The organism is Streptosporangium sp. NPDC002524 (genome assembly GCF_040295985.1).
In the GTDB taxonomy this organism is placed as follows: Bacteria; Actinomycetota; Actinomycetes; order Streptosporangiales; family Streptosporangiaceae; genus Streptosporangium.
The window spans coordinates 73,346-88,182 of record NZ_JBEOWK010000007.1 but is presented as its reverse complement, the minus strand read 5'-3'; the positions used below and the strand labels follow the sequence as shown (position 1 = coordinate 88,182).

Annotated in this window: 9 protein-coding genes; 7 read left to right on the top strand and 2 right to left on the bottom strand. The window is 70.8% G+C overall.

Annotation, left to right across the window (positions count from 1 at the left end; genetic code table 11):
* Positions 1-15: 15 nt before the first annotated feature.
* Complete coding sequence (locus ABT053_RS13935; protein WP_350969353.1) at positions 16-576, top strand: GNAT family N-acetyltransferase; 561 nt, start codon at positions 16-18, stop codon at positions 574-576.
* Between the two features lie 181 nt (positions 577-757).
* On the opposite strand, the gene ABT053_RS13930 is transcribed toward ABT053_RS13935, so the two are convergent.
* Complete coding sequence (locus ABT053_RS13930; RefSeq protein WP_350969352.1) at positions 758-3,205, bottom strand: M14 family metallopeptidase; 2,448 nt, start codon at positions 3,203-3,205, stop codon at positions 758-760.
* A gap of 431 nt (positions 3,206-3,636) precedes the next feature.
* Between ABT053_RS13930 and ABT053_RS13925 the strand changes: the two genes are divergently transcribed.
* From ABT053_RS13925 to sppA, 6 genes are all read left to right on the top strand, one after another.
* Positions 3,637-4,311 carry a hypothetical protein gene (locus tag ABT053_RS13925; protein WP_350969351.1) on the top strand — a complete coding sequence of 225 codons (675 nt, stop codon included), beginning with the start codon at positions 3,637-3,639 and terminating at the stop codon, positions 4,309-4,311.
* A 3-nt stretch (positions 4,312-4,314) separates the two neighbouring features.
* Positions 4,315-5,526 (top strand): copper amine oxidase, encoded by a 1,212-nt coding sequence (locus tag ABT053_RS13920; RefSeq protein ID WP_350969350.1) that lies wholly within the window; start codon positions 4,315-4,317, stop codon positions 5,524-5,526.
* Positions 5,527-5,784: 258 nt separating this feature from the next.
* Positions 5,785-8,100, top strand: a complete 2,316-nt coding sequence (gene glgB, locus ABT053_RS13915; protein WP_350969349.1) for a 1,4-alpha-glucan branching protein GlgB — start codon at positions 5,785-5,787, stop codon at positions 8,098-8,100.
* A gap of 297 nt (positions 8,101-8,397) precedes the next feature.
* Entirely contained in the window at positions 8,398-10,011 is a 1,614-nt protein-coding gene (locus tag ABT053_RS13910; RefSeq protein WP_350969348.1) for a glycosyl hydrolase family 18 protein, read from the top strand.
* 148 nt (positions 10,012-10,159) lie between these two features.
* Complete coding sequence (locus ABT053_RS13905; RefSeq protein ID WP_350969347.1) at positions 10,160-12,208, top strand: S8 family peptidase; 2,049 nt, start codon at positions 10,160-10,162, stop codon at positions 12,206-12,208.
* 223 nt (positions 12,209-12,431) lie between these two features.
* Positions 12,432-14,135 carry a signal peptide peptidase SppA gene (gene sppA, locus ABT053_RS13900; protein ID WP_350969346.1) on the top strand — a complete coding sequence of 568 codons (1,704 nt, stop codon included), beginning with the start codon at positions 12,432-12,434 and terminating at the stop codon, positions 14,133-14,135.
* A gap of 109 nt (positions 14,136-14,244) precedes the next feature.
* On the opposite strand, the gene ABT053_RS13895 is transcribed toward sppA, so the two are convergent.
* On the bottom strand, positions 14,245-14,715 hold the full coding sequence (locus ABT053_RS13895; protein ID WP_350969345.1) for a flavin reductase family protein: 471 nt from the start codon (positions 14,713-14,715) through the stop codon (positions 14,245-14,247).
* Positions 14,716-14,837: the final 122 nt, after the last annotated feature.

Below are 14,837 nucleotides of genomic sequence, written 5' to 3'. Positions count from 1 at the left end.
CGCCAGTATGGCCGCATGCCCTTCCTCCCGAGAACCCACGAGATCCCCGCCGGTGTGGAGCACGAGAGGTTCCACATCCGGCCCATCACGATCCACGACGCGGTGCGCGACTTCGACGCCGTGATGAGCAGCGCGGCCCGGCTGCGGGAACGCTTCCCCCTGTGGGGCTGGCCGCCCGGCGACATGACGCTGGAGGACAACCTGATCGACCTGGCCTGGCACCAGAAGGAGGCCCTGCTGCGCAGGTCGTTCAACTACGCGGTGACGAGCCCCGACGGGGCCCGCCTGCTCGGGTGCGTCTACGTCGATCCCCCGGAGAAGCGCGGGGCCGACGCGGACGTGTCGTTCTGGGTACGGGCCGACGAGGAGGGCACGGGCCTGGAGGAGGAGCTGGAGCCGGTGGTCCGCGCCTGGCTGGACGAGGCGTGGCCGTACGCCTCGGTGCGCTGGCCGGGCAGGGACATCTCCTGGGAGGAGTGGCGCCTCCTGCCGGATCTCCTGCCGGACGCGCCTCCCGGCGTGCTTCCTGACGCGCTTCCTGGCGTGCTTCCGGATGTGCTTCCGGCGGGTGGGTGAGGTGCCCGCGCCACGGGCGGCGGCCGCCGGTCGGTGGACCGGCGGCCGCGCGGACGTGCGGGCTCGCACAACGTGCGAGCTCACGAACTCCCGAACACGCGAGCTCACGGACTCGCGGGTGTGCGGGCTCGCGAGCTCACGGACGTGTGGGCTCGCGGGCCCGCGGGCTCGCGGGTGAGGGTCAGGGAGTCTTGGTGATCTTCACCTTCTCCTTGCGGTAGTTGCCGCCGTTGCCGTCCGGCCGGTAGCCGTTCTCGACGTTCCCGGCGATGTCGACGGCGAACCAGCGCACCTCGGTGTCCTTGGTGACCGTGATCTGCTGCGCGCCCTCGCGCATCCCCGCGGCGGCGAGCTTGGTGGAGCTCAGCGTCGGGCGGCTGCCGTCCAGCGTGTAGTACACGTTGGCGGGCTCGTCGGTCGCGAAGGTGAACGTGGACGAGGTGGGGGTCCAGCCGGTCTTCTTCAGCTCCGACCTGGGACGGTCGTCGTCGTCGGCGAAGGACCTGGCGATCTCCAGGATGCCGATCTGGCCGCTGGCGAACTCCATCGCCTCCTCGTGTCCCTCCGCGAACTCCGGCTGGAAGCCGACCGCCCGGAACTGCTTGGTCGCCGGGTCGTAGACGTCCGCGCCGACCTCGAAGTCCCAGCCGATGATGCCCCGGTTGAACCAGTGCTCGTCGGCGCTGTTGCCGGCCGCGGAGTACAGCACGTCCGGCACCGGGCCGGTGCGGCCCGGCCAGATCCCCGTACCGCGCCACGACTGGACCGCGGAGAGGATGTGGTCGGAGGCGTCCCAGAAGAAGTTCTCCGTGCCGTAGTCGACCCGCGGCAGCAGCTCGCGCCCGGCGGCCTTGTACGCGCCCGGAGGCCACATGAAGTAGCCGCCGTAGGAGTGCGTGTTCATCGCGAACTTGATGTTGGGGTACTGGGTGGTGAGCCAGACCTCGTTGCGCGCCTCAGGCTCCGACAGCTCGGCCGGGCCCGCGAAGGTGTCGCTGGTGCAGGTGGTCGAGGCGCCGCTGTAGCCGTCGAAGACGGAACCGACCGAGAAGTTGCGGTTCAGGTCCACGCCCCAGGAGTTGCGCCGCGCCGGGTCGGCCCCGTTGGCCGGGCAGTGGTTGGTCAGGTTGCGGCGCTGCATGTTGTAGTCGTACATGCTGTAGTGCCCGCCGTCGGGGTTGGACGTGGGCAGGATGAAGATGTCGAGGTCGTCGACGAGCTTCTTGGTCCGGTTGTCGCGGGCGTAGTTGCGCAGGAGCCGCTCGGCGGTCTCCAGGCAGACCAGCGGGGTCACCCACTCGCGGGCGTGCTCCTGGCAGTAGAGGAACACGCCGGTCTTCGACCCGTCGCGCTTCTTGCCGATGCGCAGCGCCTTCGTCTGGAACGGCTCGCGCGAGACGGTCGCCGGCGCCTTGAGGTTGTCGGTCAGCTTCGTCGCGACCGCCGCCTCGACGAGGCCGGTACCGGCGTTGCCCCGGTAGGTGGCCGCGCTCAGCAGCGCCGACGTCGCGGTGTTGCCGTTGAGCGCCTCGACCACCTGGATCGCGGTGCTGCTGATCGCGGAGGACGCGTCCGTGCCGAGGTTGACCACGACGTCCTTGCCGCTCGCGGAGACGCTCAGCGGGCTGGAGGCGGCCTCGGGCTTCACCAGCGCGACGCTGACGTCGTTGCCGCCCTCGTGCCCGTACGCCTTCGAGCTCACGTAGAACGTGCTCGCCGCGACCGTGCCGAACTGCGCCTGCGCCGCCCGGCGGTAGCCGTTCGTCTTGTGGGGCAGGTTGACGATCTGGCTGATCTTCGGGAACTCCGCGGCCAGGGCGGTGATCCGGTCGGTGAGCTCGGTGGGGTCCATGTAGCGGTCGACGAAGTCGGCGACGTAGTGGGGGCTCGGCGCCTTGCGCGGGGATCCCAGCCACTTGGTCACCGGGACCGTGACCGAGCCGCCGCGGCTGCTCGTGATCGTGACCTTGCCGGGGACCGCGGTGAGGGAGAGCGGCGCGCTGAACCGGTGGTACATGTACTGGCCGGCGTCGGTGAAGCGCGACATCGTCGTGGTGCCGCCCGAGTCGGGGGGCGTCTTCCTGCCGCTGTCCCAGGTGGCGGTGAGCACGGTCTCCGCGTCGACGGCGCTCGACTTCACCTCCACCGACAGGAAGTGCTGGTCGTCGAGGCTGGTGAACCACTCGGCGCGCAGCGGGGTCAGCGTGTCGACCTCCGCCGCCGCCTCCGCGGCCTCCTTGAGCGCCTCCCGCCGTTCCGCCTTGTTCTCGGCGACGTCGCTCTGGTCGGAGATGGCGCCGCGTACGTCGAAGCCGAGGTCACGCAGCCTCTGGGCCTCCGGGGGGCTCAGCACGGCGTGGACCTCGAGGCCGCCCTCGACGGACTTCTTGTACTCCGCGAGGTCGACGTCCAGCGAGGTGAGCCGGTCGATGGCCGCCTGGTCGGGGACGATGACGCGCAGCAGCGCCACGCCGTTCTGCTCGGTGGTGGACTGCCGGTCGGGGACGACCTCGCTGACGGGCGGGGACGGATCGGCGAGCACGGGCATCGAGCTGAGGCTGAGGGCGAGAGGCAGGGCGAGCACGACCGCGGCGCGGGCGGCCCTCCTGCCGGTGAGGGGGCTCCTCATGAAAGATTCCTCCAGTTGGCGCACGTCTCAGGTAGGGGGAGACCTGGAAATAAGTGCGCTATCGGCAAGAATCTTCGCTACAGGGTTCATATCCGTCAAGAAGTAAAATATCACCGTAACCCATCCGAATTCCGCAACGGAGAACGAGGGAAAACCGTCGCCCCGCGACGCGGGTCCGGGTGTCGCGCTCCCGCGGCGCCGCGGGCCGGAATCCGCGGCCCTCACCTCTGGCGAAAGGCGCCGGGCGCCCTCCGGATGCGGCCCGGCGAGTACTCCGTCCCTCCAGGCTTGGGTGATCCAAAAAATCGGACTAAAAGCCCCAAACGGTGACGATATAAACCAAAAGTGCAATACGCCTTTGGACCCGCCGGGACACTCATCGATCGCTACTCTTCGCAAGGAAAAGTCAACGGTGAGTAAAGAGGGCGTTCATGGGGCGAAGACTGATGCTGATGACGGTCGCGGGGGCGGGGGTGGCCGTCGTCGCCGGGGCGGCGCTGTTCATCTCCGGCGAGCAGGGGTCGCAGGCCGCGAGGTCCACCCTGCGAACGCCCGCGCTGGAGGACCCGCTGACCGGCCAGGAGGTCGCCCAGGCCACCACGATCGCGTCGGCGGGGTCGAGGTCGCACCTGGCCGCCGGGCGGATCAAGCTCCTCTACGTGGAGCGCGACGACGACAAGGACTCCCCCGGCCACCGCCGCGCCGACGCGTACCTCTACGACTACGGCGGCGACCGGCTCATCGTGCGGACCGTCGACCTCGGCCGGGGCGAGGTCGTGCGGGAGACCGTGGCGCGGGGGGTGCAGCCGCCGCCGTCGAAGGAGGAGGAGACGACGGCCGCCGGTCTCCTGCTGTCCCACCCGGGATACGGCAAGCTCACGCGCGACGCGTACACCAGGGCCGGGGGCGGGGCGCTGAGGTCGGCGGCGGACCTGGGGCTGCGCGGGCTGATCTTCACCCCGTCCGGCGAGAGCGGGCCCGCCCGGGAGTGCGAGGTCCACCGGTGCCTGCGGTTGTTCGTCCGGCTGCCCGACGGCACCTGGCTGGACACCAGCCGGATGGTCGTCGACCTGTCCGCCAAGAAGATCCACACCCTGGAGTGGTAATCCGTGTTCCTCCGCCTCACCCTCCTCTGCGCCCTGCTCGCCGGGGGGCTCACCGCGCCGATACCCCCGCTGCCGCAGCCGCGGCCGTCCACCTCGTCCGGCTCCCCGGCACGACCGCAGGCGACGCCGGGGACCGGCGCGCGGCCTCCGGCGGCCCCCTGCAACGCGCCGTACCGCGTCGACAAGACCCTGCCCAACGGGGCGCGCTGGCAGCTCTGCTGGGAGATGCGCAACGTCGAGGGGCTCACCCTGACCAGGGTCGTCTACACGCCGAGGGGCCAGCGGCCGACCACCGTGCTGCGCAGCACCTCGCTGGCCCAGATCCACGTGCCCTACGACAGGGGCCGCCCCCGCTACCACGACATCGGGTCGCTGGGCTACACCGCCGTCCCGCTGCGGGCCGCCGACTGCCCGCTCGGCGAGCGCCGCGAGCAGTTCGTCTGCGTGACGACGAGGGCCCGCGGGCACGCGCACCTGAAGGCGGTCCCCGAGGGGCTGAACCTGACCGCCCAGGGGCGTGACCTGGTGGTGTTCGCCGCCTTCCAGGTCGGCTGGTATACCTACCTCGCCGAATGGGCCTTCTCTGACGACGGCGCGATCACCCCCCGGGTGGGGGCCACCGGGTCGCTCGCCGGGTTCACCACCGCGCCCGAGCACGGCTGGCCCATCGGGGTGGGCGCGAGCGGGTTCGAGGCGAGCCACACCCACAACATCTTCTGGCGCCTGGACTTCGACGTGGCGGGCCGGGCGGACGACGTCGTGGAGCAGTACGACTTCAGCGGCTCCGGCACCGCGAGCCGGAAGATCGTGCGGACGGCGTTCGCGGCGGAGGCCAAGAGCGTCAGCAGGCCGATGCGCTGGTGGCGGGTGGTCGACGGGAAGGTGCGCAACGCCGACGGGCACCGCGTCTCCTGGGAGATCAACAACTCCGACACCGCCCAGTACCGCGGCCCCGCCGACGAGGCCTTCACCCGGGCCGACCTCTACGTCACCGACTACCGCTCCTGCGAGCGCCTGGCGACGGTCAACCCCTCCCCCCGGTGCGCCAGGTCCGTCGACCGCTACACCAACGGGGAGCGGCTCGCCGACCCGGTGCTGTGGGTCAACGTCGGCTTCCACCACGTCCCCCGCGACGAGGACGCCGACCCCATGCCGAGCCACTGGCAGGGGTTCCGCATCACCCCGCGCGACGTCACCGCCAAGAACCCCTACTGAGCGGCCGTTCCCGCCGGACCGGGTGACCTCGGGCGGCGTCGATCACCGGCGGCGGCCGGAACTCGCGTACGATGCCGCCGACGGTCGGATACGGTCGGCGGACGACGTTGTGATGCGCCCCACATAACCGACAATCGTGACTTTTCTCTCCCTCGGATCCGCACGTTTTCCCAACACGCATGGTGATAGCGGACAGGGGCATGGGATGGGTCACCCGAGTAGGGCAGGGTAGGGGCTATCGATCTACGGGAGTAAGCCATGAACGCGCACTTGGACCTGGACCGGCTCGCGGGCGGAGCGCACCACGATCCGCACTCGATCCTCGGGGCGCACCTGGGTCCCGAGGGCGTGACGATCCGGACGCTGCGCCCCTTCGCGCAGAAGGTCCAGGCACTCGTGGACGGCGAGGCCCACGACCTGGAGCACGTGGCCCACGGCGTGTTCGCGGTGACCCTGCCCGGGATCGACAAGATCCCCGACTACCGGCTCCGGATCACCTACGCGGGCGCCGAGCCGTACGAGACCACGGATCCCTACCGGCACTGGCCCACGCTGGGCGAGGTGGATTTGCACCTCATCGGCGAGGGGCGCCACGAGCGGCTCTGGGAGACCCTCGGCGCGCGGGTCATGCGGCACGAGGACGTGGACGGCACGGCCTTCGCCGTGTGGGCTCCCAACGCGCGCGGCGTCCGGGTGATCGGCGACTTCAACCACTGGGAGGGCGGCGCGCACCCGATGCGCTCGCTCGGCAGGTCGGGCGTGTGGGAGCTGTTCATCCCCGGTCTCGGCCCCGGTGACCGCTACAAGTTCAGCATCCTCGGCGCGGACGGGGTCTGGCGGGCCAAGGCCGACCCGATGGCCCGGCGCACCGAGGTGCCGCCCGCGACCGCGTCGGTGATCGAGAGGTCGGAGTACGCCTGGCGGGACGACGAGTGGATGCGCCGCCGCGCGGAGAAGGACGCCCTGCGGGAGGCGATGAGCGTCTACGAGGTGCACCTCGGCTCGTGGCGGCCGGGCCTGTCGTACCGGGAGCTCGCCGTCCAGCTGGTCGAGTACGTGGTGGACATGGGCTTCACGCACGTGGAGCTGATGCCGGTGGCCGAGCACCCGTTCGGCGGCTCCTGGGGCTACCAGGTGACGTCCTACTACGCCCCGACCTCCCGCTTCGGCTCCCCCGACGACTTCCGCCACCTGGTCGACAGCCTGCACGAGGCGGGCGTCGGCGTGCTGGTCGACTGGGTGCCCGCGCACTTCCCGATGGACGACTGGGCGCTGGCCAGGTTCGACGGCACCCCGCTGTACGAACACGCCGATCCGGCGCGGGGCGAGCATCCCGAGTGGGGCACCTACATCTTCGACTTCGGCCGCAGGGAGGTGCGCAACTTCCTGGTCGCGAACGCGGTGTACTGGCTGCGCGAGTTCCACATCGACGGGCTGCGCGTCGACGCGGTCGCCTCGATGCTCTACCTCGACTACTCGCGGCGCGAGGGCGAGTGGACGCCCAACGAGTACGGCGGCCGGGAGAACCTCGACGCCGTCGCGTTCCTCAAGGAGATGAACGCGGTCGCCTACCGGGAGGCGCCGGGCATCATCACCGTCGCCGAGGAGTCGACCGCGTGGCCGGGCGTCTCGCGGCCGGTGCACCTGGGCGGGCTCGGCTTCGGGTTCAAGTGGAACATGGGCTGGATGCACGACACGCTCGCGTACCTCAAGCACGAGCCGGTCTTCCGCCAGTACCACCACCACCAGATGACGTTCTCGCTGATGTACGCGTACTCGGAGAACTTCACGCTGCCGCTCTCGCACGACGAGGTGGTGCACGGCAAGGGGTCGCTGCTCGGCAAGATGCCCGGCGACGAGTGGCAGCGGTTCGCGAACCTGCGGGCGCTGTTCGCCTTCATGTGGGCCCACCCGGGCAAGCAGCTGCTGTTCATGGGCGGCGAGTTCGGCCAGGGCTCGGAGTGGTCGGAGGAGCGCGGGCTCGACTGGTGGGTGCTCGACTTCGACGGGCACAAGGGGGTGCAGCGGCTGGTCCGCGACCTCAACCGGGTCTACAAGGAGTCTCCCGCGCTGTGGAGCGTGGACGCCTCTCCCGACGGCTTCCGCTGGATCGACGCCGACGACGCGCTGGGCAACGTGTTCTCCTTCCTCCGCTACGCCGAGGACGGCTCGGTGGTGGCGTGCGTGGCCAACTTCTCCGGCGCGCCGCACGACGACTACCGTCTCGGGCTGCCCTTCGCCGGGGCGTGGGAGGAGGTGCTCAACACCGACGCCTACGACTACGCGGGCAGCGGCGTGGGCAACCTCGGCGCCGTCGAGGCCACCGAGGAGCCCCGGCACGGCCTCCCGTACTCCGCCACCCTGCGCGTCCCGCCCCTGGGCGCCCTCTGGCTGCGCCACCCGGGCGAGCTCGTCCCCGCCGTGGACGAGCGCGCGGTGGAGATCATCGAGGCCGCGGAGCGGGAGATCGTACGGGAGCGGCTGGAGGAGCGGGGCGTGACCGAGCTGCCCGTCGCCGACGAGCCGAAGGGCCCCGAGGAGCCGGAGGAGCGCAGGGAGGCCGAACCGGCCTGACCTCTCCGGCCAGATGCCTTTGGCTGAGCGTCTTCGGCCGGGCGTCTTCGGTCAGGCATCGAACTCTCGTACGGACCAGGCGGAAACGGGCCGGTCGCGCACTCGCGCGACCGGTCCGTTTCGCGCTCTATGCTTCCGGCACCCGCGCCGCCCCCCGCCCGGCCAAAAACCTTAAATCGGCCTTATATCCCCGAACAAGGCATTGACCGTCGGCGTACGAGAACCTACGCTCAGGAAACTAATAGGAAACTTTCCTATGAATACGGGGACTTGGCACTCTCTGACCTGGAGCGACCCTTGCGACGAATTACCATCGGCTCCTTCATCGCGGCGGCGGCGCTGCTGGTCCCCCTGGGGATCGGCACGGCGACGGCCGCGACACCCGCCACCGCGACCTACTCGACCGCTTCGAACTGGGGCTCCGGTTTCGAGGGCAAGGTCGTCGTGAAAGCCGGAACGAGCGCGCTGACCAGCTGGAAGGTCGAGTTCGACCTCCCCTCCGGTACCTCGATCAGCTCGGCCTGGGACGCCGACATGACGAAGAGCGGCAACCACTACACCTTCGTCAACAAGGCGTGGAACGGCGCGCTCGCGGCGGGCGCCTCGACGAGCTTCGGTTTCAACGGCGCGCCCGGCGGCATCACCGGCGTGCTGAACTGCAAGCTCAACGGCGCCGCCTGCACCGGCGGCCCCACGAACCCGACCCCCACCCCGACGCCCACGGTCACCCCGACGCCGACCCCCACCCCGACCCCGACGCCGACCCCGACGGTCACCCCCACCGTCCAGCCTCCCGGCGGCAAGAAGATCGTCGGATACTTCACCCAGTGGGGCGTCTACGGCCGTAACTTCCACGTGAAGAACCTGGTCACGAACGGCTCCGCCTCGAAGCTGACGCACATCCTGTACGCCTTCGGCAACACCACCGGCGGCCGGTGCACCATCGGTGACTCCTACGCCGACTACGAGAAGGCCTACACCGCCGACCAGAGCGTCGACGGCGTGGCCGACACCTGGGACCAGCCGCTGCGCGGCAACTTCAACCAGCTCCGCGAGCTGAAGAGGGCCTACCCGAACATCAAGGTCATCTGGTCCTTCGGCGGCTGGACCTGGTCCGGCGGCTTCACCCAGGCCGCGCAGAACCCGGCCGCGTTCGCCGACTCCTGCTACAACCTGGTCGAGGACCCGCGCTGGGCCGACGTGTTCGACGGCATCGACATCGACTGGGAGTACCCCAACGCCTGTGGCCTGACCTGTGACAGCAGCGGCCCGAACGCCTTCAAGAACGTCATCTCCGCGCTGCGCACCAAGTTCGGCCCCAACGCCCTCATCACCGCGGCGACCACGGCCGACGGCTCCAACGGCGGCAAGATCGACGTCGCCGACTACGCGGGCGCCATCAACAACCTGAACTGGCTCATGCCGATGACGTACGACTACTTCGGCGCGTTCAACGCTCAGGGCCCGACGGCTCCGCACTCGCCCCTGACCTCCTACACCGGCATCCCGACGGCGGGCTTCTACTCCGACGCGGCGATCCAGAAGTTCAAGTCCAAGGGCATCCCGGCCAGCAAGCTGCTGCTGGGCATCGGCTTCTACGGACGCGGCTGGACCGGCGTGACCCAGTCGGCCCCCGGCGGCAGCGCCACCGGCGCCGCCCAGGGCACCTACGAGCCCGGCAACGAGGACTACAAGGTCCTCAAGACCAAGTGCCCGCCCACCGGCACCGTCGCCGGCACCGCCTACGCCTTCTGCAACGGCAACTGGTGGAGCTACGACACCCCCGCCACCATCGCCGGGAAGATGACCTACGCCAAGAACCAGGGTCTGGGCGGGGCGTTCTTCTGGGAGACCAGCGGCGACACCACCAACGGTGAGCTGATCACCGCCATCTCCAACGGCCTCAAGTAATATTCCGACCACTCGACCCTCCGTGTGCGCTACGCCGCGGGGGGTCGAGCTTTTCTCCGAAGATCCTCCAAATCTGGGGCAAAGTATTCACGCGACGCATACGGCTGCTTAGACTCCGAAACGCCCGTTTGATCCCCCCGGAGGACGTGTGCGACTTCGAGCTCTCGTGGCCATGGCGTTGGTTCTCACCATCGCGCCCGCGATCCCCGCCCTCGCCGAGGACTCCCCGGCGCCGCCGGCGGCCTCCGCGAGCCCCCCGGTGAGCCCACCCGCGGCCCCGGGCGGCCAGGAGACGCCGGCCCCGCCCCCCGCGACGCCACCGCCCCCGCTGCCGAAGCTGGAGGCGGGACTCGCCTCCGACGACGACGGGGCCCGGGTCATCGTCGAGCTGGCCGCCCCCGCGGAGGCCGCGCCGGTGGCCGGGGAGGCGCGGCAGCTGCCCGACGCCGAGGTTGTCCTCGAACCCGCGGACACCTCGTTCATCGTGGTCGAGGGGACCGGTGACTCGCTCGCCAAGCTGGCCGAGGACCCGCGCGTCCTCTCCATCCGCCGCGACCGCACGTACTCCCCCACGTCGCTGGGAGCGCTGAGCTCGGGCACGCTCGCCACCAGCCTGCAGGTGATCGGCGCGGACAAGGCGCACGCCGGGGGGACCAAGGGCCAGGGCCAGACGATCGCGATCATCGACACCGGGATCGACGCCGCCCACCCCGACTTCGGGGGCAAGGTCGTGGAGCAGGCCTGCTTCTCCGCGACGGACGGCGGCGCGCAGTCCCTGTGTCCCAACGGGCAGACGAGCGACCCGGCGTCCGCCGACGCGAAGACCCCCGCCTGCCTCAACGGGCAGGTCAACCTGTGCGACCACGGCACCCACGTGGCGGGGATCGCCCACGCCGTCGCCCCCGACGCGGACATCGTGGCGATCCAGGTCTTCAGCAGGATCAACGACTGCGCCGACGAGGGCGGGGTCTGCCTGACCGCGTTCGAGTCCACGCTCCTGCTCGCCCTGGAGCACGTCGCGAAGCTCAAGGAGGGTGGCAGGAACATCGCCGCGGTGAACCTCAGCCTCGGCGGCGGCCTGTACGAGGGAGCGTGTGACGCCGAGCCCGAACTGGCGGCGATGAAGACCCGGGTCGACGACCTTCGCGCCAAGGGCGTGGCCGTCGTGGCCGCCGCGGGCAACGAGGGCGTGCCCGGCGCCGGGGCCCCCGGCTGCTTCTCCGGCCCGGTGACGGTGGGCGCGACGGGCGACGACGACACCGTCCCCTACTGGTCCAACCACGGCCCCGTGCTCGACCTCTTCGCCCCCGGCCTCGAGATCGACTCCGCGGTGCCCGGCGGCGGCCACCAGGTCTACAGCGGGACCTCGATGTCCGCCCCGTTCGTCACCGGCGCCCTGGCGCTGGTGGCCCAGAAGACCCCGGGCGCCCCGGACGCGCTGGCCGACCGGCTCAAGACGACGGGCCGCCCGATCGTCTACGGCACGGTGACCACCCCGCGTCTCGACCTGAACGCCGCGATCGCCGGGGGCACCCCCGCTCCTCCCGTCACCCAGACGCCCCTTCCCGAGGAGCCCGCCGACCCGCCCTCCGGCTCCGAGGACCCGTCCGACGAGCCGTCCGAGGAGCCCTCGGAGCAGCCGTCCGAGGAGCCCAGCCCCGAACCCGGCTCGGGCCCCTCCCCGTCGGCCACGCCGAGCGACCCGGTGCCGACGCCGGTCCCGCTGCCGACGGTGACGATCACCGTGACCGTGACCGTCCCCCCGGCGAAGACGGCGGCGGCGCCCACGGTGTGCACGCGCGGCAAGTCCACGAGGACGCTGAGCGCCGCGCAGTGGGCGGCGGAGGCCACCCGGGGCAAGGGCAGGATCACGGACGCGACGCTCGGCTGCTACCTCGGCCTGGTGACCAAGGCCAGCAAGGTCTTCGCCGAGGTCACGCCCGCCGCCACCGCGGCCGCCGCGTACAAGGTGCTCAAGCCCGCCAAGAAGACGGCGAGGGCCAAGCTGGAGAGCGAGCTGCTCGCCGCCTGGCTGAACTGGGCGAACGGCGGCGTGAACTTCACCGCCAAGATCAAGGAGACGGCCACCCTGAAGACCGTCCTCACCTCGGTGGAGAAGGCCCGCCTGAAGGGCAGCTCCCCCGCCGCGTCCACCTCGATGCTCAAGAAGCAGGTGAACGCCCGCCGAAGCGCGTAGGCGCCGCGCGGACCCCGGGGTCGTACGGACCCCGGGGTCGTACGGGCCCCCAGGGGTCGTACGGGCTCCGGGGTGCCAGGTGCCGGAAAAGCCCGCCTGGCCACGTGAAAGTCACGCAAGAGCCGCGTGGCCACGGGGGTCGCGGAGACCCCCGTGGGCCGGAAAGCAGGTGGACCCCCGCCGAACCGCATAAGCCCGGTATGTGTCGCTTAGGGTGAAGAGCATGGACGCGACCAAGGTGATCATCGACACTGTCGACCGGTTCAAGCAGCGGCGTACCGCTCCACTGGTCCTTGAGCTCGACCTCACCGAGGGCCTGACCGACGGCAGTCCCCCGGTGGATCCGCTGAGCGCCGTCCTGGCGATGCGCAAGACGAGCCTGACCGACGTGCTGGCCGGGCTCAAGCGCGCCAGGAAGGACGACCGGGTCAAGGCGCTGATCGTCAAGATCGGCGGCCAGCCGCTCGGGCTCGCGATCGTCCAGGAGCTCCGCCAGGCCGTGGTCCACTTCCGGGCCTCGGGCAAGCTGACCGTCGCGTTCGCCGAGACCTTCGGCGAGCTGGGCGGGGGCACCGTCCCCTACTACCTGGGCAGCGCGTTCGAGCGGGTCTACCTCCAGCCGTCCGGCGACGTCGGGCTGACCGGCGTCGCGATGGAGCAGCGCTTCCTGCGGGGCGCGCTGGGCAAGCTCGGCGTCGAGTACCAGATCGGCCAGCGGCACGAGTACAAGACGGCCGCCAACACCTTCACCCAGGACCACATGACCGAGGCCCACCGCGAGTCGATGGGCCGCATCACCGAGTCGATCACCGAGCAGGTCGTGGCCGGCATCGCCGACGGGCGCCGCCTCGAACCGGCCAGGGTCCGCGAGCTCATCGACCAGGGCCCGTTCATCGGCTCCGAGGCCGTCGAGGCCGGGCTCGTCGACCGGCTGGCCTACCGCGACGAGGTCTACGACGAGGTCAAGGAGGCCTTCGGCGACAACACGCTGCTGCTGTACGTCGGCCGCTACGCCAAGGCGCTCTCCGCGAAGAAGCTTCCGCACCCCGGCGAGCAGACCGTCGCCCTGGTCCGCGGCAACGGCGCGATCCGGCTCGGCCGCAGCGGCCGCAGCCCGCTGGGCGGCGGTGGCGCCATGGGCTCCGACACCATCTGCGCCGCCCTGCGCGCGGCCCGGCGCGACGACAACGTCAAGGCGGTCGTCTTCCGGGTCGACAGCCCCGGCGGCTCGTACACGGCCTCCGACGCCATCTGGCGCGAGGTCGTGCTCACCCGCAAGGCGGGCAAGCCCATCGTGATCTCGATGGGCGACCTGGCCGCCTCCGGTGGCTACATGGTCTCGATGGCCGCCGACGCGATCGTGGCCCAGCCGGGCACGCTCACCGGCTCCATCGGCGTGTTCGGCGGCAAGGCGGTCATCGGCGGCCTGCTGGAGAAGATCGGCGTCTCCTCGGAGATCGTCGGTGAGGGCGCCAACTCCGGGATGCTCTCCCCCAGCCACGCCTTCTCCGAGGCGCAGTGGGCGCGGGTCAACGCCTGGCTCGACCGGGTCTACGACGACTTCGTGAACAAGGTCGCCGAGGGTCGCGGCCTGTCCCGCGAGCGGGCCCACGAGCTGGCCAAGGGCCGGGTCTGGACCGGGGCGGACGCCCTGGAGAGCGGCCTCGTCGACGAGCTCGGCGGCCTGGAGGACGCCCTCGCCCTGGCCCGCAAGAAGGCCGGGCTGTCCGTCGACGCCCCGGTGCGCGTCTACCCCAAGCTCAGCCCCCTGGAGCGGCTGCGTCCCCCGGAGTCCAGCGAGGACAGGACCGCCGCCCTGGCCCAGGTCCGCCTGGAGGCCTGGGGCCCGCTCGCCCACCTCGCCGGTGAGCTGGGCCTGCCGTCGTACGGGCCGCTGATGCTCCCGGGTTCGTGGAAGGTCCGCTGACCTTCCCCGTCCTTCGGTGAAGAGCCGCCGCGTTCGGACGCGGCGGCTCTTTCTCGTGAGAGGCGGCGGCTCTTTCACGTGAGAGAAGGACGAGCGGAGACTCGCCGGATCAGCGGTAGCGGCTCCGGTAGCGGGCCAGCGGCAGGACCGACGTGTCGACGTAGTCGACCCCCAGGACCTTGGCGATGAAGATCGTGTGGTCCCCCGCCGGGACGACCTTGACCGTCTCGGCCTCCAGCGCGGTGACACCGCCGTCCACGACGAGGGCCTCGCTCAGCTCGCCCCGGTGGTGCGGCGTGCCCGCGAGCAGCAACCTGGCCCCCGGACGGCCCGCGGTGGCGAAGCGGCTCGCGATCGCCTTCTGCCCGGCCGACAGCACGCTGGCGGCCCAGCGGTCGTGGCGGAGCAGCAGTTCGTTGAGATAACCGGTGTTGTCCAGGCTCACCATCACCAGCGGCGGGTCCAGCGACAGCGAGGTGAAGGTGGCGACCGTCACCCCCACGTCGTCGCGCTCGTCCTTCACCGTGACGACCGTCACACCGGTCACCACCTGGGCCATGGACTCGACGAACTCGTTCATCCGGCCATCATCCCGGACCCGGGCAAATGCCCGGGTCCGGCCCGGTGTGCCACGAATCACACCGGCCCCCGACCTCATCGTCTCCGTTTTCCTCCGCGACAGGCCGCCAGCCGCCTTTCCGA